A 17,869-nucleotide genomic window follows, 5' to 3' on the forward strand; every position below is an offset into this window, starting at 1 on the left:
CCGCGGTGTTGGGGCGAGGGGGCCGGGGTCAGGTGTTGACGCGGTCCATCGCGTCGGGGTGCGGGCCGATCCGGGCGTCGGTGTTGAGGGCGGTGATCGCGGCGACGTCGTCGTCGGAGAGCTCGAAGTCGAACAGGGCGAAGTTCTCCTCGACCCGGCTGCGGGTGATCGACTTCGGGAAGACGATGTCGCCGCGCTGCAGGTGCCAGCGCAGGGTGACCTGGGCCGGGGTCCGGCCGACCCGCTCGGCGATGCCCTTGATCACCGTGTCCTCGGCGACCTTGCCCTTGGCGATCGGCGCCCAGGCCTCGGTGGCGATCCCGTGCGCCTGGTTGTAGGCGCGGACGACGTCGTTGGTCAGGTACGGGTGCGCCTCGATCTGGTTGATCGCCGGTACGGTCTCGGTCTCCGCGGCCAGCCGGTCCAGGTGGGCCGGCTCGAAGTTGGAGACGCCGATCGCCCGGACCTTGCCGCCGGCCAGGATCTCCTCCATCACCCGCCAGGTCTCGACGTAGTCGCGCACGGTCGGCAGCGGCCAGTGGATCAGGAACAGGTCGAGGTAGCCGAGGTCGAGCTCGGCGAGGGTCCGTTCGAACGCGGCCAGGGCGTCGTCGCGGGTCTGGTACGGATTGTTCAGCTTGCTGGTGACGAACACGTCCTCGCGGGCCAGGCCGGACTCGCGGACCGCCTCGCCGACTCCGCGCTCGTTGCGGTACATCTCGGCCGTGTCGATGTGCCGGTAGCCGATCTCCAGCGCGGCCAGGGTGGCCTCCCGGGTCTGCTCCGGTGGCACCTGGTAGACCCCGAAGCCCAATTGGGGAATGGTGACGCCATTGTTCAACGTGATCACTGGCACGGAAGTCATGCTCCAACCCTATCGGCCACGGCCGCGCCGGTTCCTGGTGGTCGCCGTGATCACGTACGCGGTCGGGCTGACCCCGCCGAAGCTCAGCACCCGTTCCCGGATGATCTTGATCCCGCCCGTGCGCTGCACCGACTCGGCGAACAGCCGCTTGTCGTCGGTGAGCAGCACCGCCCGGCCGCGCGGGTCGAGGATCCGGCCGATCTCCCGCAGCGCGGCGGGATAGAGCTGCTCGTTGTCTTGGTGGCTGCCGACCTGCTTGCCGAACGGCAGGTTCGCCACCACCCGGGCGGCGGCGCCGTCGCGGAGCTCGATCGTCTCGGCCGCTCCGGTACGCCAACGGGCCCGGATGCCGAACCGGTCGGCGTTGAGCCTGGCCAGCCGGATCGCCTCCGGGTCCCGGTCGGAGCCGAACAGGCGTGCCTCGGGCTCGACCAGCCCGGCCAGGACGAGCAGCGTTCCGGTGCCGCAGAAGGGATCCGCGACCAGGTCGCGCGGGCCGATCTTGGCCAGCCGGACCAGGGTCGCCGCGAGCACCGGCGTGCTGGACCAGGGCAGCCGCTCCAGCCGCCCGAACCGCCGGCTCCAGTGCAGCGGCCCGAGCTCGGCCAGCCAGCGCTCCCCGTACCGGGTGAGGTTGATCAGCCAGTCGCCGGGCGCGTTGACCCAGCCGAACTCCGCGGTGATCCGGTCGGTCAGCGCAGTACGCACCCCGGCCGAGTCGTGGCCCACCCGGAACGTGATCGCGCCGTGCTCGGGAGCGAGCGCCGCGATCATCCCGCGGCCGGCGGACTCGCGCAGCGGTCCGAGGTCCGGTTCGGCCCCGTCGCCGAGGGGCAGCGACGCGGTGGAACTGAGCCGGAGCCCGGTCAGCGTCTCCGGCGGCGCGGTGACGGTCGCGGTGACCCGGCGCTCTCCGAGCGCCAGCTCGGTCAGGCCGGCGTCGCCGAGCTCCTCGGCCAGCAGGTCCTCTGCGCCGCCGATGGTACGGAACTCCAACCGGTCGTTGATCATGACCGGGTCCGGGTCCGGCGACGGTCCAGCTGGCGCTGGGCGTACCGCTGGATGATCAAGGTGAGCACCCCGGCCACGATGATCGCGACGAGGTTGATCAACAACTGCAGGGCCGAGCCGCCGGCCTCCCAGGGCACCCAGTAGGCGAGGGCCACCGCGGCGTTGGCCGCCGCCGGGATCGTGGTCACCGAGATCAGCACGCCGACCAGGGCGCCGGACTTGGCGGACGTCAGGGACAGCATCCCGGCGATGCCGGCCAGCAGGCCGATCACCCAGGACAGCGCGTCGGGGTGCCAGATGAAGCTGGTCAGCGGTCGCGGCTCGAGCAGCATCTCGCGGTTGATCAGGCCGAGTGCGGTGAACAGCCAGGTGGTGCCGACGGTGATCACCATGCCGGCGCCGAAGCCCGCTACCAGGGTGCCGAGCGGCCGGCCGATCAGGCTCCGCCGGCGGCCGACGATGCCGGTGCAGAGGGCGGCCAGCGGGCCGAACTCCGGGCCGACCACCATCGAGCCGACGATCAGGATCGGCTGGTCGAGCAACACGCCGATGCTCGCGATGATCATGGCGACCGTCATGAAGACCAGGTACGTCCAACTCAGCTTCGCCTCGTCGCCGGAACGCTGCTCGATGTCGGACCAGACGATCGCGTCGCCCGGCTCGCCGGGCGTCCTGTCGACGGCCGAGTCGGCCGCCGTGGAGAGTGTCAGGTCGACCTGCTCGACACTGATGCCGCCCTGCTTCTCCAGTCCGAGTGCGCGGAGTCGGTCCAGGATGTCCTGGGCGCCCTCTCGCGCGATGTCGCAGCTGATCACATCGCCGGCCGGTCGTTGCGCGGCACCCTTGAGCACGAAGAGATGGGTCACCGCCTCGTCGTCGCGCAGCAGCTCCAGGGTCGGCTCGGTGAGCGCGTCGGGCGAGATCACCCGCAGGTGCAGCATCCGTACCTCCTCGATTCGCCGTCCAGAATCGCATAGCCTTCCCGACAGCGCGGAAGGGAGCGGGGCGATGGTCGCCGACGGGACTGCCGGAGTGGAACTGTGGACGCCGGACGAGGACGCCACCCAGCGGTCGCAGGTGGCCCGGTTCCGGGACTTCGTCGCCGCCGATCTCGGGCTGAGCCACCCGGACTACGCCTCGCTGCACCGCTGGAGCGTCGAGCAGCCGGACGAGTTCTGGGCGGCCGTCTGGCGGTTCTTCCGGCCCGGAGTCGATCTTGGTGCGGAGCGGATCCTGGCCGACCCGGTGATGCCGGGGGCCCGCTGGTGTCCCGGCGCCCGGATCAACTTCGCCCAGGAGCTGCTCCGGCCGCTGCCGGACGAGTCGCCGATCGCGTTGATCGCGATCGACGAGCGGGAGCAGCCGGTCGAGCTGACCCGGACCGAGCTGCGTCGCCGGGTGGCCGGCCTGGCCGCGACCCTGCGCTCGGCCGGCATCGGACCGGGTGACTGCGTCGCCGCGTACCTGCCGAACGTCGCGGAGACCGTGATCGCGCTGCTGGCCGCGGCGAGCGTCGGCGCCACCTGGACCTCCTGCTCGCCGGACTTCGGGGTGGCCGCTGTGGTCAGCCGGTTCGAGCAGGCCGAGCCGACGGTGATCTTGGTCGCCGACGGCTATCGCTACAACGGCAAGGTGTTCGACCGGACTCCGCAGGACCGGGAGTTGATCAGCGCGCTGCCCGGCCTCCGGCTGGTGATCACGGTCGATCTGATCGGCGGTGCCGACTGGTCCGACCTCGGCCCGCGCCGGATCGCCTGGACCGACGCCGTGGCACCCGAGGCCGAACTGGTCTTCGCCGACCTGGAGTTCGATCATCCGCTCTGGGTGCTCTGGTCGTCCGGCACCACCGGCCGGCCGAAGGGGATCGTGCAATCCCACGGCGGCATCGTGCTCGGGTTCCTGGTCTCGATCGGGCTCGGCTCCGACGTCCGGGCGGAGGACCGCTACTGCGTGATCACCTCGGCGAGCTGGATGATGTGGAACTACCTGGTCGGCGGCCTGGGCCTCGGTGCGACGGTGATCTTGTACGAGGGCAGCCCGCTGGCCGGCGGCGGCGACGCGGTCTGGCGGATCGCCGCCCGGACCGGGGCCACCGTGCTCGGCATCGGTGCCGGCTACCTGGACGCGGGCTTCCGGGCCGGCGCCCGGCCACGTGATGATCATGATCTGAGCCGGCTGCGGGCGATCCTGCAGACCGGGTCGCCGCTGCCGGCCGGGGCCTGGGTGTGGGTGTCCGAGGCGGTGGCGGACCGGTGCTGGTTCGCCTCGGTCAGCGGCGGTACGGACGTCTGCGGCGTGCTGCTCGGCGCCTGCCAGCTGCTCCCGGTGTACCCGGGGCGGATGGCGGCGCCGTACCTCGGGGTCGACCTGCACAGCTGGGATCCGGACGGCCGCGACCTGATCGGGACGGAGGGCGAGATGGTGATCACTGCCCCGCTCCCGTCGATGCCGATCCGGCTGCTCGGCGACCCGACCGGCGAGCGCTACCGGGAGACGTACTTCGATCTCTACCCCGGGGTCTGGCGGCACGGCGACTGGATCACGATCTTCGCCGACGGTTCGGCGGCGATCTCCGGCCGCTCCGACGCGACCCTGAACCGGCAGGGGATCCGGATGGGCTCGGCCGATCTCTACGGCGTCGTCGAGGGGGTGCCCGGCGTCGCGGACAGCCTGGTGATCGGGCTCGAACTGCCGGACGGCGGCTACTTCCTGCCGCTGTTCGTCGTCACCGAGCCGGACACCGACCTGGACGAGGCGTTGATCACGAGGATCCGCACCGCGCTGCGGACCAGGTTGTCGCCGCGGCACGTGCCGGACGCGATCATCGAGGTTCCCGCGGTGCCGCGCACCCTGACCGGCAAGAAGCTCGAGGTGCCGGTGAAGCGGATCCTGCGCGGCGCCGACCTGACCTCGGTGAGCGGCGGGCGCGGCTCGATCACGGCGCCGGAGATGCTCGACTGGTTCGCCGACTTCGCCCGGCACGATCCGCGGCTGGCTCCGCTCCGCGACCAGAAGGGGAACTGAGACAACGTCCCTGAGCCTGTCGAAGGGCATGGCCCGGTCAGGCTCGGCACTTCGACAAGCTCACTGCGCGCGAGCTATCGTGGTCACGATACGAGACATTCAGTCCTGAAATGTGAGACGCATCATGATCAGTGAGTTCCGGCGCTGGGCGCTGCTGGCGGTGAGCATGCTGGCTCAGGCGACCAGCGCGTTCTTCGTCCACGGCACGGCGTTCCTGATCCCCGAACTGCACGGCCGGCACGGGCTGTCGTTGGTCGAGGCGGGCGTCGTCGTCGCGATGCCGACGATCGGGACCATGCTCACGCTGATCGCCTGGGGTGCCGCGGTCGACCGCTTCGGCGAGCGGCGGGTGCTGGTGGTCGGCACCGCTCTGATGGCGGCCGCGGCGGCCGGGGCCGCACTGTCCACCTCGATGATCATGATGTCGGGCTTCCTGCTGCTGGGCGGGATGGCCGGCGCCAGCACGAACGCGGCCAGCGGCCGGGTCGTGGTCGGCTGGTTCCCGGCGCACCGGCGCGGGCTGGCGATGGGCATCCGGCAGATGGCCCAGCCGCTCGGGGTCGGCCTGGCCGCGATCTCCGTACCGACCCTCGCTCTCGGGTACGGCCTCGCCGCCGCCCTCTGGCTGGCCGCGGGGCTGGCCGTGACGGCCGCGGTCCTGTCGTTCCTGGTCGTGCTCGACCCGGCCCGGCCGGCGCGGTCCGACCCGGCCGCGGCGGCTCAGCTGGCGAACCCGTACCGGAGCGGCGGGTTCCTCTGGCGGGTGCACGCGGTGTCGGTCCTGCTGGTGGTGCCGCAGTTCATGGTCTGGACGTTCGGCCTGGTCTGGCTGATCGGCGAGCGGGGCTGGTCGCCCGGCGCCGCCGGCACCTTGATCGCGATCACTCAGGTGCTCGGTGCCCTGGGCCGGATCGCGGCCGGACAGCTGTCGGACCGGGTCCGCAGCCGGATGCGTCCGCTGCGCTGGGTGGCGATCGCGGCCGCGCTGACGATGATCTTGCTCGCCGCCGCCGATCAGTTCGACTCGCCGGCGGCGGTCGTGCTGCTGGTGCTGGCCACCGTGATCACGGTGGCCGACAACGGTCTCGCCTTCACGGCGATCGCGGAGCGGGCCGGCCCGTTCTGGTCCGGCCGGGCGCTCGGGGCGCAGAACACGGCCCAGTTCCTGACCGGTTCGCTGGTGCCGCCGGTGCTCGGCGCGGCGATCACCGTCCTGGGCTTTCCGTTGGCGTTCGCCGTGACCGCGCTCTGCCCGGCCGTGGCGGTGTCGTTGGTCCCGGTACGGCAGGAGGAGTTGATCAGCTGAAGCCAGCTGATCAACATCCCGCCCGGGCCGAGATCAGTCGGCCTGCTTGCTGCCCATGCGACCGCGGATGAATCCCCAGATGATCAGGACGATCAGGGCGCCGACGATGGCGAGCAACCAACTGCGCAGCTCGAAGAAGCCGCCCAGGTTCACGTTGAAGATCAGCCCACCGAGCCAGCCGCCGAGCAGCGCACCGATCACACCCAGGATCAGGGTGGAGATCCAGCCGCCGCCCTGCTTGCCCGGCAGGATCAACTTGGCAATGGCTCCCGCAATCAGGCCCAACAGCAAGAATCCAAGAAAGCCCATCTCTGTCTCCCTCAATCGTTAGTTGGACCAACCCAACGTAGCGCTCGATCGGCGGTTCTGGCGATGATCAGCAGCCGGAAAGTGCGTGCCGTGTCTCGCCGACATCAAACCGTGATCGAGAGCACCGGAATTTGATCTCAACCGCGGTTGAACTCCTAGCGTCGTGGGTATGCACATCGGCAGAGCAGGCATCAGCATCGAGGCGACCGGCGACCTGGCCCAGCGGGCGCGCCGGTACGAACGACTCGGCTATGACGCGATCTGGATGGCCGGTGGCCAGCTGTCGTCCCTGGACCTGTTGGACGCATTGGCCACCGCGACGGAGCGGTCGACGATCGGCACCGCGATCATCCCGACCGGCGTCCATCCGTCGGACCAGGTCGCCCGCAGCTATGCCGGGCTCGAAGCTGCGGCGCCGGGTCGGTTTCTGGTCGGGCTCGGCGCCGCCCAACAACCGCGTTCGCTGGGCGCGCTGCGCGACTATCTGGACCGGCTGGACCGGGACGAGCCGGTGGTGCCGGTGCAGCGTCGCTACCTCGCCGCGCTGGGCCCGCGGAAGCTCGAACTGGCCCGGGAGCGGTTCGCGGGCGCCATCACGCTGCTGGTGACCCCGGAGTTCACCGCGCAGACGCGGGCCGTCCTCGGCGCGGCTCAGCAGATCGTCATGCTGCTCGCCGTCGCCGATCATGATCCGGTACGGGCTCGCGCGACGGCCCGGGAGACACTCGGCTTCCTGACCCAGGTGCCGGGCTACCGCGCGCACCTGACCCGGATCGGTTTCACCGAGGGTGAGCTGGACCGCCTGGACGACCGGGTGGTCGACGCCCTGGTCCCGTGGGGTTCGGCGGAGACCGTGGCCGCTGCCGTACGGAAGCAGTGGGAGGCCGGTGCCGACCACGTGATCATCAGCCCGACCGGAGCCGGCGCCGAAGAGCTGGCCGCCGATCTCGGCGAGCTGCTCGGCCTGACCGGCCGGTGAGTCAGGCCGGCCCGAGCCGGTTGCTGACCAGGTAGCGGCCGTGGTCGCGACGGTAGCCGTAGAACACGACCAGCAGCGTCCCGTCGGGCAGTTCGGTCAGCGCCGGATAGCCGCACTGATACTCGGCGGTGGGCCGCCGGCCGTCCGGATACTCGAACTCGAGCGGGTCGCTCCACGGCCGGCCGACGCCGTCGCTCAGCCGCAGCTCGACGCCCGGCGCCGAACCGTCCGCGGTCGCCCGGCGATAGGCGAGGACGAACTGCCCGGAGGGACGCCGGTGCAGGCACGGCGACATGCCGGCGAAGCCCAGCTTCGCGTACGGGCTCCAGGTCCGGCCGCAGTCCACGGACTCGGCCGTGAACAGCTGAAGGGTGTCGTCGCCGCCCACGCCCTGCTGTCGCAGCACGGCCACCAGCCGGTCGTCGTCCTCGATCACCGTGAACTCGTTGAACCCGTCGATGGCGGCGTGCGGCCGGAAGTCGGGGTCGGTGGTCGCGGACAGGTCCGGCCGGCCGTCGGCGGTCTCGCCGCTGACCGTGGGTGCTGCGTAGGCGCCGGACAGCCGGGCCGTCGGATCGTGGGCCACCGTGGCCAGCCAGGCGAACGTCTCGCCGTCGTCGGTGGACGCGTAGAGCCCTGCCTGCCAGCGGTCGCCCTCCCGGCGCTGTCCCCACACCGGCAGCAGGACCCGGCCGTCGGCGGTCGGCAGCAACCGGCCGTAGATCGCCGGGCCGTGGAAGTCGGCGGCGATCCGCCGCTCGGCGGACCAGGTGCGGCCGCCGTCGTCGGAGCTGATCAAGTGTGCCGAGATCCGGCGGCCGTCGACGCCGTCGCCGATCCAGCTGACCCGGTTGTACGGCAGCAGCACGCGACCGGTCGCCGTGGTCGTCATCGAGACGGCGCCGAGCGCGGCCTCGCTCGTCTCGTCGGGCCCGGCGAGGAACTCCGGTCGGCTCCAGCTGCGGCCCGCGTCGGCCGAGCGGACCAGGCCGATCCGGCCGCCCGGCCAGCCGTCCGGAACGGTCGAGAACGACACCAGCAGGTCGGCGCCGACGGCGGTCAGGGCGGGGAACATGGCCGGGATCTCATCCACGACCGGGCGGGAATCCATGATGCGCAACGGGGCCTGCGGCCGCTGATCTGTGGACATGGCCAGATTCTAGTCAATGAAATAGAGAATTCAGAGAGCGAATCAGTGTCACGGCGGGACGGTCGGGTTCCAGCCAGTCGACCGTCCCGAGTTCGGTCCGGTCGAGCCAGCGGAGTCGATCATGGGAGTCGCCGGGCGTCGGCTCCGGCTCGGCGACGGCCAGGGTCGCCGTCCAGACGCGGAGTCGCCACGTCGGAGTGATCAGCCAGGGCGTTCCGTCGGAGAGTTCGGCGCCGACCAGGATCTCGACGCCGAGTTCTTCGAGGATCTCGCGGACCAGAGCGTCGGCCGGGGCCTCGCCCGGCTCCACCTTGCCGCCCGGGAACTCCCAGCGGCCGGCCAGGTGGGCCGGCCGGCTGCGTCGTGCGGCGAGCAGCCGGCGAGGCCGTACCCGATCGTCGAGGATGGCGGCCGCGACCACCAGCCCGGGTGGGCCAGTGGAAGCGGGCCGGTCTGAGGTCACGAAGGAATGATCGTCCCCCGGTAGAGCGACATGACCACGGGGTTGTCGGTGTAGGCGGCGCTCTGCCAGATCGGGTCGTCGTCCCCCGGGAACGCCTTGACCCGTACCCCTTCCTGGGCGGGGTTGTTGCCGAACCGCTCCCAGATCGGCAGCCGGGGCAGCTCGGCGTTGAAGATCAGCGCGAGCTGCTGGATCAGCTTGCGTTGCTCGTCCTCGTTGAGGCCCTGGCCGGACTTCGTGACCAGGTCCTGGATGTTGATCTTGCCCATCCCGGGGATCTCCCGGTCCAGGTCGTAGTCGATCCCGCGGCCGCCCAGGTTGCGGGTGATCGGCTCGTTGTCGGTGATGAACGCGGCCGTGTACGCGTACTGCGGGTGGACGTCGCCGCCGCCCCAGCCGCCGTGGCAGATGTCGAACCGGCTCTTGGCGACCCGGTCGGCCATGTTGGGGCTCTCGATGCCGTCCAGCGCGACCTTGATCCCGAAGGCGGTCAGCTTCTCGGCGAAGTACTGCGCGGTCGGCGGTACGTCGGCGAAGTCACTCGGGAACGTGTACTGGTACTCGGCCGGTTTGCCGTCGGGGGTCTGCCACTGGTTGTTGCTGCGCTTCCAGCCGGCCTCCTCCAGCAGCGCCGCCGCCTTGTCCTGATCGAACGGGTACGGGTTGAGCTTGGCCTTCGTGTCTTCATCGAGCCAGCGCTCGTCCAGCAGCGCCGGCATGCCGGACATGGTCGCCGAAACCTTGGCCGAGGTGTCCAGCGAGATCAGGCCGGCCTCGGCCCGGTCGACCGCGTGCGCGATCGCCTGCCGGAACCGGGCGTCCTTGAACTCGGCCCGCCGGTTGAGGCCGAAGAGGATCCCGGTGCCACTGTAGATGGACGGCTTCAGGGTGCGGTGTTTGCCGTCGGACTCCCAGTTCTTCTGGGTCGAGACCGGGAAGCCGTGGGTCGCGTAGTCGATGGTGCCGTCCAGCACCAGCGGTGTGATGTCGTTGGTCTCGCCGTTGTAGATCTGGATGGTCTTGAACTTGACCTGGTCGGCGAACAGCCCGCTGTCCCGCTTGGTCAGGGTCAGCCGGGCGTCGGTCATGGAATCGATGTCCCAGTGGAACGGGCCGGAGGACAGCACTTCCTTGGCGTTGTCCTTCGGACGCCAGGCCGTCAGTTCCTCGCGGAGCGTGTTCGCCTCGGCGGAGTCGGTGGCCTGGCCGGCCTCGAAGATCTTCTTGGCGCGTTCACCGAAACTGCCGTACACGGCGGCGGGGATGATCGGTGCCTTCAGGATCCGCCGGTCGATCATGGTCGACGGCGCGGTCAGCTCGAACTCGACCGTCTTGTCGTCGACCGTCTTCAGCCCGCTGATCATGGGCCACTCCTGCTGGTTCATCAGCCACCGGAGCCAGAACGTCATCTCCACGTCCTTGGTGGTGACCGGGGAGTCGTCGCTCCAGGTCAGGCCCTGGCGCAGCTGGTAGGTGAACTTCTGCTCGTCGTAGTCGTGGCCCTCGGCGAGCAGGTAGAACCACTCCTCGGCCGCCCAGTCCCACAGTGCGCCGGCCGGCAGGGTGAACTCGCGGTAGATGCCGAGCGTGACGCCCTGAACCAGGCCGGGGGCGAAGTTGAAGTGGCCGGTCGGCGGCATCACGTACGGGTACGCGGCGTGGAACACGCCGTCCGGGTTGGTGGCGCCGCCGCCACCGTCGTCGCCGTCGCCGCCGGGGTTCGGATTCGCCCGCATGCAGGCGCCGAGTGCGGGCACGCTCGCAGCGCCCAGGACCAGGGCCGTGAACGAGCGTCGGGTGAGGGCCGGGATCGATCCCGGTCGGGGCCCATCAGTCATGGTGCTTCCTCTTCTCTGGGTGTACGGGACTGCTGCGATCGGCGGAGCGATGCGACCGCCGAAGGATGATCATCAGGAGCGTGCAGAGAACGGCCGCGCCGGCCAGCATGATCACGGTGATCACGAACGCGCCGCTGCCGGGTGCCGGCCGGCCGAAGTACAAGATCATCGCCGACAGGGTGAAGACGAACATGATCAAGCCGAGTCCGGCCCGGCCGACCTCCAGTGGCAGCTTCATCGGGCCGCCGCCTCCTGCAGCCGGCGGGCGGTGCGGCGCTGCTGGGCCAGGTCCGGGTCCGGCTCCGGAACCGCCTCCAGCAAGGCCTGCGTGTACGGATGCTGCGGCCGCTCGATCACCTCGAGGGTCGGGCCGGACTCGACGACGGCGCCGTGCCGCATCACCGCCATGGTGCCCTCGGCGCCGAAGAACTTCGCCATCGCCAGGTCGTGGGTGATGAACAGCATGCCGACCTTCCGGTCGACCCGCAGCCGGGTCAGCATCTCCAGCAACCCGATCCGGATCGAGACGTCCAGCATCGATGTGGCCTCGTCGGCCAGGATCACCTTCGGGTTCAGGGTCAGCGACCGGGCCACCGCGACCCGCTGCCGCTGACCGCCGGACATCTGGTGCGGGAACAGCGAGATGAACCGGTCGGCCGGCTTCAGGTCCACCTCCAGCAGGAGTTCCCGGACCCGCTGCTCGGCCTCGTCCGGGCCCTTGACCAGCCGGTGCTCCAGCAACGGGGCGGACAGGGTCGCGTACACGTCCTGGATCGGGTTGAGCGACGCGTACGGGTCCTGGTGCACGTACTGCACACCACGCCGGAACGCCTTCCAGGCCTTCCGGTTCCGCCGCACGTAGACGTCCTGGCCGTCGTAGCGGACCTGGCCGCCGGTCGGCTTGCGCAGCCCGGCGGCGATCTTGGCCAGGGTGCTCTTGCCGGAGCCGCTCTGGCCGACCAGGCAGACCACCTCGCCGGGCCCGATGTTGAGGCTCACGTCCTTGACCGCGACCACGCTCTCCCGGGTCGAGTGGAACACCTGCCGGATCGAATCGAGTTCCAACAGTTCAGGCATCGCGTGCCTCCTGGTCGGAGCGCCGGGTGGCGCCGGTCAACGTCGGCACCGAGCCGATCAGCTTCTTCGTGTACGGATGCTGCGGGCGGTAGAAGATGTCCCGGACGTCGCCGACCTCGACCATCTCGCCGTCGTACATCGTGGCCACCCGGGTGGCCAGCTCGGCGGCCACCGCCAGGTCGTGCGAGACGAAGATCATCGCGAAGTCGAGCCGCTCGTGCAGGTCGTAGATCAGGTCGACGATCCGCCGCTGGGTGAGGATGTCCAGCGCGGTGGTCGGCTCGTCCAAGATCAGGATCTGCGGCTCGAGCAGGATCGCCATCGCGATCAGCACCCGCTGCCGCATGCCGCCGGACAGCTCGTGCGGATAGGCGCGGAGCACCCGCCCCGGCTCCAGGTCGACCTCGCGGAGGGCGTGCTCGGCCCGCTCGGTGATCTCCCGCTTGCCGATCCCGTCCTGGTGATCACGGATGGTGTCGGCCATCTGGTCCTTGATCTTCAGGACCGGGTTGAACGAGTTCATCGCGCCCTGGAAGACGATCGCCGCCTCGCTCCAGCGGAACCGGCGCATGGCGGCCTCGGACAGGCTGCGCAGGTCGATCAGTTCGCCGGCGCGGTTGCGGTACTCGATCGCCCCGCCACTGATCGCGGCGATCTTGGGCAGCAGCCGCAGGATGCTGAGCGCGAGCGTGGTCTTGCCACAGCCGCTCTCGCCGATCAGGGCGATGCTCTCGTGCGGGTGGAGCTCGAAGCTCACCTGGTCGACCGCCCGAAGCACGTGCTCGGCGGATCGCTGGCTCGCCTCGGTGCGGTACTCGACGGTGAGGTCCTTGACGCTCAGGACCGGAACGGAGTTCATGGTGGCGTCCCCCTCTCAGTTGTGCCGCAGCCGCGGGTTGAGGATCTCCTCGAACGACCGGGACATCGTCACCAGCGCCAGTTGCAGCAGGGAGATGGCGACCACCGGCCCCATCGCCCACCAGACCGTCTCGTCGAGGAAGTGCGCGCCGGCCTTCTGCGCCCAGTGGATCGTGATGCCCCAGTTGGTGCCGGTCAGCGGCGCCAGGCCGAGCAGGTAGAGGCCGACCAGCGAGTAGATCGCGTTGATCGCGCCGAGGACGAAGTTCATCATGATGTAGCTCGCCATGTTCGGCACGATCTCCCGGAGCACGATCCGGCCGATGCTCAGATCGAGCAGCCGGGCCGCCTCCACGTACTCGCGTTCCTTGATCGAGAACGCCTGGGCGCGCACCGTGCGGAGCAGGCCGGGCCAGCCGAGCACGCCGATCAGGACGGCCAGACCCCAGTCGGAGCCGATCGAGTAGAAGGCCGCGATCACCGCCAGCAGGATGATCGACGGGATGGTCAGCGCGATGTCGGTGGCGGTGACGATCACCGCATCCAGCCGGCCGCCGACGTACGCGGCGAGGGAGCCGAAGAAGACGGCGATCGCGGTCGAGATCAACGCGGCCAGGAAGCCGACCAGGATCACCGCGCGGCCACCGTCGATGACGTCCACCAGGACGTCCTTGCCCATGTTGTCGGTGCCCATCCAGTGTTGCCAGCTCGGCCCGGCCAGCCGATTGGCGACGTCGGTGGTCTGCTCGGGCGTGAAGAACGGACCGATCAGGCAGATCAGCAGGATCGCCACGAAGACGCAGAAGCCGACGAACCCGGACCGGGAACGGCGGATCCCGCGCCAGAACACCTGCAGGGCGTTGGGGCGGTCCCGGCGGCCGCCGGCGGCCGGAGCGGCCGGTTCCGGGCCGGCCGGCTCGTCGCCCATCGGGTTCGTGCCGGATGCGATGATCATGCCCATGGCTCAGCCCTCCTGTCCGCGGACCCGGACCCGGGGATCGATGGTGCTGTAGAGGAAGTCGGCCGCCAGGTTGGCGATCACCACCGAGATCGTGGTGAGCAGCAGCACGCCCTGGATCGTGGTGTAGTCACGACTGCTGATCGAGTCGTAGAGCAGCTGGCCGATGCCTGGATAGCGGGTGATCGTCTCGACCAGGATCGAGCCGCCGACCAGGAACCCGATTGAGAGCATGAACGCGGTGAACATCGGCAGCATGGCGTTGCGGCCGACGTACTGGTACTGGATCCGGCTGGTCCGCAGGCCGCGTGCCCTGGCCACCTGGACGTAGTCGTCGCCGAGGACCTGGACGGTCGACGACTTCATCACCAGCATCCAGCCGCCGACCGAGGTGAGGATGTAGCACCAGATCGGCAGCGCCGCGTGGAACAGCGCGTCCATGATGAAGGTGAGGTTGAAGCCGATCTCCACCCCCGGTGTGTACGCGCCCCGCATGTCGGCCAGCGGCAGCCAGCCGAGCTTCACCCCGAAGACGACGATCAGCATGATCGCCAGCAGGAAGGACGGGATCGACTGGGTCACCGAGCCGAACGCGGTCGCAAGGTGATCGAACCAGCCACCCCGGCGGTACGCCATCACCATGCCGAGCGCGACGCCGGAGACGAAGCTGATCACCAGCGCGATGCCGACGCTGAACAGCGTCCACGGCAGGTACTGGCCGATCATGGACGCGACCGAGGTGCCGGGCGCGGTGATCGAACTGCCCAGGTCACCCTGGACCAGGTTGCCCAGATAGCTGAGGTACTGCTCGACCGGGGAGGCGGTCGGGTCGAACGAGAACAGCACGGACGCCGCGGCTGCGGCCTCCTCGTAGCTGCGGCCGTACTGGGTGATCTGCTCGTTGATGTAGACGTCGAGCGGGCTGCCCGGCAGCAGCCGGACCAGGAAGAACGTCGCGGTGGCGACCACGAAGATCGTCAGCACCGCGCGGAGGATCCGCAGGACGACGTAGCGGATGGTGCCGACCAGATGTCGTCGGCGCCACTCCGCCGAACTGACCGCGGCCGCGGACGCCTCCTCGGCATCCACGTCCTCCGCGGCGGGGTCGAAGGGGGGATCGGTCGCCGTCGCCACGGCGCCGGGAGAGATCTTGCTCGAATCCGTCATGCCGCCTGACCTTCCTGACCTCGTTGAGGGGACAACGCGTACAGGTTCAGGTGCGCCATTGCCCTCATACCGATCAAAACCCGCCGCCGCGAGGCGCCGAACCGGGAACCGTCGCCTCCCTGCGACGGCCGATGACCAGATTTGTCAGGCCATACCCCGATTGCGGGAAGACTTTACTGGACTCGCGCCTGAATGTGTTCAGTTAAATCAAAAACCGAGCACAATCGCACATTCCATAGATCTGAGTGGCCGCCGCGAGTATTCTGGGTTGGCTGCGCGAGAGATCCGGACGAGTAAGGTCACACGCGATGTTGCTCTCCAACCGGATCCCGGCCGCTCCCGATCCCGACGCGATCTTCGAGGCGTTCGTCGACTGGTCCGTCGAACGCGGCTGGCCGCCGTACCCGGCGCAGACCGAGGCCCTGATCGAGATCGTCTCCGGCTCGAACGTGATCATGGCGACGCCGACCGGCTCCGGGAAGAGCCTGGTCGCCACCGGCGCCCAGTTCGCCACCCTCGCCGCCGGCGGCACCACGTACTACACGGCGCCGATCAAGGCCCTGGTGTCGGAGAAGTTCTTCGCGGCGACCGAGTTCTTCGGGCCGGAGCGGGTCGGGATGCTGACCGGCGACGCGAGCGTCAACGCCGGTGCGCCGATCATCTGCTGCACCGCGGAGGTGCTGGCCAACATCGCCCTGCGCCAGGGCGATCGCGGTGGCGTGGACACGGTGATCATGGACGAGTTCCACTACTACGCCGAGCCCGATCGCGGCTGGGCGTGGCAGGTGCCGTTGATCGAACTGCCCTCGGCGCAGTTCCTGCTGATGTCGGCGACGCTCGGCGACATGACCCGGTTCGAGGCCGACCTGTCCCGGCGGACCGGGCGGCAGACCGCGGTGATCAGCTCGGTGGAACGCCCGATTCCCTTGTACTACTCGTATGTGACGACGACGCTGCACGAGACGATCGAGGAGCGGCTGGAGTCCCGGGACGCCCCGATCTACGTGGTGCACTTCAGTCGGGCGGCCGCGATCGAGCAGGCCCAGGCGATGGCCAGCCTGAAGGTGGCGACCCGGGAGGAGAAGGACAGGATCGCCGAGCTGATCGGCGACTTCCGGTTCTCGGCCGGCTTCGGCAAGACCCTGTCCCGGCTGGTCCGGATGGGCATCGGGGTGCACCACTCGGGGATGCTGCCGCGCTACCGGCGGCTGGTCGAGCGGCTGGCCCAGGCCGGACTGCTCAAGATCATCTGCGGTACGGACACGCTCGGCGTCGGGATCAACGTCCCGATCCGGACCGTGCTGCTGACCTCACTGAGCAAGTACGACGGCGTGAAGCCGCGGCTGCTCACCGCCCGCGAGTTCCACCAGATCGCCGGCCGGGCCGGTCGCGCCGGCTACGACACCGCGGGCAACGTCGTGGTCCAGGCCCCCGATCACGTGGTGGCCAATGAGAAGGCCCTGGCCAAGGCCGGCGACGACCCGAAGAAGCGGCGCAAGGTGGTCCGGAAGAAGCCGCCGGAGGGCACCGTCGGGTACGGCCAGCCCACCTATGACCGGCTGGTCGCCGCCGAGCCGGAGCCGCTGGAGTCGAGCTTCGCGATCAGCCACGCGATGGTGATCAACGTGATCGCCCGCGGCGGCGACTGCTACGCCGGGATGCGGCACCTGCTCACCGACAACGACGAGCCGGCGCCCCGGCGGCGTCGGCACGTGCACCGCGCGCTGGAGATCTACCGCGGCCTGCTGGCCACCGGCATCGTCGAGCCGAACCCGTCCGGCACCGGCGCCCGACTGACCATCGACCTGCAGGAGGACTTCGCGCTGAACCAGCCGCTGTCGCCCTTCGCGCTGGCCGCGCTGGATCTGCTCGACCCGGAGTCGGACGACTACACGCTGGACATCGTCTCGGTGATCGAAGCGATCCTGGAGGATCCGCGGCCGGTGCTGACGGCGCAGCGGAACCGGGCCCGTGGTGCCGCGGTCGAGGCGATGAAAGCCGAGGGGATCGAGTACGAGGAGCGGATGGAGCTGCTCGAGGACGTCACCCACCCGCGGCCGCTGGCCGAGCAACTCGGGCACGCGTACACGGTCTATGCCCAGACCCACCCGTGGGTTCTCGATCACCGGCTGTCCCCGAAGTCGGTGGTCCGCGAGCTCGCCGAGCAGGCGATGACCTTCTCCGAGTACGTCAGCCAGTATCAGCTGGCCCGGTCCGAGGGGATCGTGCTGCGCTATCTGTCCGATGCGTACAAGGCGCTGCGGCAGACCGTGCCCGAGTCGATGCGGACGCCGGACCTGGCCGACCTGATCACCTGGCTGGGCGAGATGATCCGCCAGGTCGACTCCAGCCTGGTCGACGAGTGGGAGGAGCTGCGGCATCCCGGCGCGCAGCCGAAGGAACACCGGATCGACGAGCGGCCGGCGCCGGTCACGCAGAACCAGCGGGCCTTCGCGATCATGGTCCGGAACGCGATGTTCCGCCGGGTCGAGCTCGCCGCCCGACGGCGCTGGGAGGACCTCGGTGCCCTGGACGGCGACGCCGGCTGGACCGCCGACGAGTGGTGGAACGCGCTGAAGCCGTACTTCGAACGGCACGGGGAGATCGGCACCGGACCGGACGCCCGCGGGCCCCAGCTGCTCGCCCTGGACCGGTCCGAGGGCGTCATCCTGGCCCGGCAGACGCTGGACGACCCGGCGGGTGACCGCGACTGGGTGATCGAGGCCGAGATCGACCTGGCCGCCAGCGACGAGGCCGGCGAGGCAGTCGTGCGGGTGCTCCGGGTGGGTGAACTGACCGGGTTCGCCTCGTAGGAGTTAGGCAGCCCTCACCTATAGTGGTTCGGTGACGACCGGGGATGGGAG

The 17,869-nt window shown here is 69.7% G+C and carries 16 protein-coding genes; 4 read left to right on the top strand and 12 right to left on the bottom strand.

The annotated features are described in order from the left end of the window. Positions 1-28: 28 nt before the first annotated feature. From AC6CCG_RS11715 to AC6CCG_RS11725, 3 genes are read right to left on the bottom strand one after another with little or no spacing between them, the layout of a single operon-like run. Positions 29-865, bottom strand: a complete 837-nt coding sequence (locus tag AC6CCG_RS11715; protein ID WP_496654719.1) for an aldo/keto reductase — start codon at positions 863-865, stop codon at positions 29-31. 9 nt (positions 866-874) lie between these two features. After that, positions 875-1,876: a methyltransferase domain-containing protein gene (locus tag AC6CCG_RS11720; protein WP_496654720.1), complete on the bottom strand. Its 1,002-nt coding sequence runs from the start codon at positions 1,874-1,876 to the stop codon at positions 875-877. Further along, on the bottom strand, positions 1,873-2,817 hold the full coding sequence (locus tag AC6CCG_RS11725) for a DUF389 domain-containing protein (protein ID WP_496654721.1): 945 nt from the start codon (positions 2,815-2,817) through the stop codon (positions 1,873-1,875). Before AC6CCG_RS11725 ends, AC6CCG_RS11720 begins: the two co-directional genes overlap by 4 nt. A gap of 67 nt (positions 2,818-2,884) precedes the next feature. On the opposite strand from AC6CCG_RS11725, the gene AC6CCG_RS11730 reads away from it, so the two are divergent. Both AC6CCG_RS11730 and AC6CCG_RS11735 read left to right on the top strand, forming a co-directional pair. Further along, positions 2,885-4,900 carry an acetoacetate--CoA ligase gene (locus AC6CCG_RS11730; protein ID WP_496654722.1) on the top strand — a complete coding sequence of 672 codons (2,016 nt, stop codon included), beginning with the start codon at positions 2,885-2,887 and terminating at the stop codon, positions 4,898-4,900. 124 nt (positions 4,901-5,024) lie between these two features. Next, the gene (locus AC6CCG_RS11735) at positions 5,025-6,206 is read left to right on the top strand and encodes an MFS transporter (protein WP_496654723.1); all 1,182 of its coding nucleotides are present in this window, start codon (positions 5,025-5,027) and stop codon (positions 6,204-6,206) included. Positions 6,207-6,239: 33 nt separating this feature from the next. Here the strand turns inward: AC6CCG_RS11735 and AC6CCG_RS11740 are convergent, their stop codons facing one another. Next, a complete protein-coding gene (locus AC6CCG_RS11740; RefSeq protein ID WP_496654724.1) occupies positions 6,240-6,515 on the bottom strand; it encodes a GlsB/YeaQ/YmgE family stress response membrane protein in 276 nt (91 codons plus the stop codon). Positions 6,516-6,684: 169 nt separating this feature from the next. Here AC6CCG_RS11740 and AC6CCG_RS11745 point away from each other — a divergent pair, with 169 nt between their 5' ends. After that, positions 6,685-7,494 carry a TIGR03620 family F420-dependent LLM class oxidoreductase gene (locus AC6CCG_RS11745; RefSeq protein ID WP_496654725.1) on the top strand — a complete coding sequence of 270 codons (810 nt, stop codon included), beginning with the start codon at positions 6,685-6,687 and terminating at the stop codon, positions 7,492-7,494. 1 nt (position 7,495) lies between these two features. On the opposite strand, the gene AC6CCG_RS11750 is transcribed toward AC6CCG_RS11745, so the two are convergent. The 8 genes from AC6CCG_RS11750 to AC6CCG_RS11785 are packed head-to-tail and all read right to left on the bottom strand — an operon-like array spanning position 7,496 to position 15,005. After that, positions 7,496-8,644, bottom strand: a complete 1,149-nt coding sequence (locus AC6CCG_RS11750; protein ID WP_496654726.1) for a sialidase family protein — start codon at positions 8,642-8,644, stop codon at positions 7,496-7,498. A gap of 13 nt (positions 8,645-8,657) precedes the next feature. After that, positions 8,658-9,107: an NUDIX domain-containing protein gene (locus AC6CCG_RS11755; RefSeq protein ID WP_496654727.1), complete on the bottom strand. Its 450-nt coding sequence runs from the start codon at positions 9,105-9,107 to the stop codon at positions 8,658-8,660. Further along, the gene (locus AC6CCG_RS11760) at positions 9,104-10,945 is read right to left on the bottom strand and encodes an ABC transporter substrate-binding protein (protein WP_496654728.1); all 1,842 of its coding nucleotides are present in this window, start codon (positions 10,943-10,945) and stop codon (positions 9,104-9,106) included. Before AC6CCG_RS11760 ends, AC6CCG_RS11755 begins: the two co-directional genes overlap by 4 nt. After that, entirely contained in the window at positions 10,938-11,183 is a 246-nt protein-coding gene (locus AC6CCG_RS11765; RefSeq protein WP_496654729.1) for a hypothetical protein, read from the bottom strand. Before AC6CCG_RS11765 ends, AC6CCG_RS11760 begins: the two co-directional genes overlap by 8 nt. Next, positions 11,180-12,022 (bottom strand): ABC transporter ATP-binding protein, encoded by an 843-nt coding sequence (locus AC6CCG_RS11770; protein ID WP_496654730.1) that lies wholly within the window; start codon positions 12,020-12,022, stop codon positions 11,180-11,182. Before AC6CCG_RS11770 ends, AC6CCG_RS11765 begins: the two co-directional genes overlap by 4 nt. Continuing rightward, on the bottom strand, positions 12,015-12,881 hold the full coding sequence (locus AC6CCG_RS11775; protein ID WP_496654731.1) for an ABC transporter ATP-binding protein: 867 nt from the start codon (positions 12,879-12,881) through the stop codon (positions 12,015-12,017). Before AC6CCG_RS11775 ends, AC6CCG_RS11770 begins: the two co-directional genes overlap by 8 nt. Before the next feature lie 15 nt (positions 12,882-12,896). Further along, on the bottom strand, positions 12,897-13,835 hold the full coding sequence (locus AC6CCG_RS11780; RefSeq protein ID WP_496654732.1) for an ABC transporter permease: 939 nt from the start codon (positions 13,833-13,835) through the stop codon (positions 12,897-12,899). Between the two features lie 9 nt (positions 13,836-13,844). After that, positions 13,845-15,005 carry an ABC transporter permease gene (locus AC6CCG_RS11785; protein ID WP_496654733.1) on the bottom strand — a complete coding sequence of 387 codons (1,161 nt, stop codon included), beginning with the start codon at positions 15,003-15,005 and terminating at the stop codon, positions 13,845-13,847. 308 nt (positions 15,006-15,313) lie between these two features. Here AC6CCG_RS11785 and AC6CCG_RS11790 point away from each other — a divergent pair, with 308 nt between their 5' ends. Beyond that, the gene (locus AC6CCG_RS11790; protein ID WP_496654734.1) at positions 15,314-17,818 is read left to right on the top strand and encodes a DEAD/DEAH box helicase; all 2,505 of its coding nucleotides are present in this window, start codon (positions 15,314-15,316) and stop codon (positions 17,816-17,818) included. Positions 17,819-17,869: the final 51 nt, after the last annotated feature.

This window comes from Microlunatus sp. YIM B11417 (assembly GCF_059617205.1).

Excerpts from the sequence above, each read along its gene's own strand:
- AC6CCG_RS11715 (WP_496654719.1), bottom strand. The coding sequence starts at position 865 with ATGACTTCCGTGCCAGTGATCACGTTGAACAATGGCGTCACCATTCCC.
- AC6CCG_RS11720 (WP_496654720.1), bottom strand. The coding sequence starts at position 1,876 with ATGATCAACGACCGGTTGGAGTTCCGTACCATCGGCGGCGCAGAGGAC.
- AC6CCG_RS11725 (WP_496654721.1), bottom strand. The coding sequence starts at position 2,817 with ATGCTGCACCTGCGGGTGATCTCGCCCGACGCGCTCACCGAGCCGACC.
- AC6CCG_RS11730 (WP_496654722.1), top strand. The coding sequence starts at position 2,885 with ATGGTCGCCGACGGGACTGCCGGAGTGGAACTGTGGACGCCGGACGAG.
- AC6CCG_RS11735 (WP_496654723.1), top strand. The coding sequence starts at position 5,025 with ATGATCAGTGAGTTCCGGCGCTGGGCGCTGCTGGCGGTGAGCATGCTG.
- AC6CCG_RS11740 (WP_496654724.1), bottom strand. The coding sequence starts at position 6,515 with ATGGGCTTTCTTGGATTCTTGCTGTTGGGCCTGATTGCGGGAGCCATT.
- AC6CCG_RS11745 (WP_496654725.1), top strand. The coding sequence starts at position 6,685 with ATGCACATCGGCAGAGCAGGCATCAGCATCGAGGCGACCGGCGACCTG.
- AC6CCG_RS11750 (WP_496654726.1), bottom strand. The coding sequence starts at position 8,644 with ATGTCCACAGATCAGCGGCCGCAGGCCCCGTTGCGCATCATGGATTCC.
- AC6CCG_RS11760 (WP_496654728.1), bottom strand. The coding sequence starts at position 10,945 with ATGACTGATGGGCCCCGACCGGGATCGATCCCGGCCCTCACCCGACGC.
- AC6CCG_RS11765 (WP_496654729.1), bottom strand. The coding sequence starts at position 11,183 with ATGAAGCTGCCACTGGAGGTCGGCCGGGCCGGACTCGGCTTGATCATG.
- AC6CCG_RS11770 (WP_496654730.1), bottom strand. The coding sequence starts at position 12,022 with ATGCCTGAACTGTTGGAACTCGATTCGATCCGGCAGGTGTTCCACTCG.
- AC6CCG_RS11775 (WP_496654731.1), bottom strand. The coding sequence starts at position 12,881 with ATGAACTCCGTTCCGGTCCTGAGCGTCAAGGACCTCACCGTCGAGTAC.
- AC6CCG_RS11780 (WP_496654732.1), bottom strand. The coding sequence starts at position 13,835 with ATGATCATCGCATCCGGCACGAACCCGATGGGCGACGAGCCGGCCGGC.
- AC6CCG_RS11785 (WP_496654733.1), bottom strand. The coding sequence starts at position 15,005 with ATGACGGATTCGAGCAAGATCTCTCCCGGCGCCGTGGCGACGGCGACC.
- AC6CCG_RS11790 (WP_496654734.1), top strand. The coding sequence starts at position 15,314 with ATGTTGCTCTCCAACCGGATCCCGGCCGCTCCCGATCCCGACGCGATC.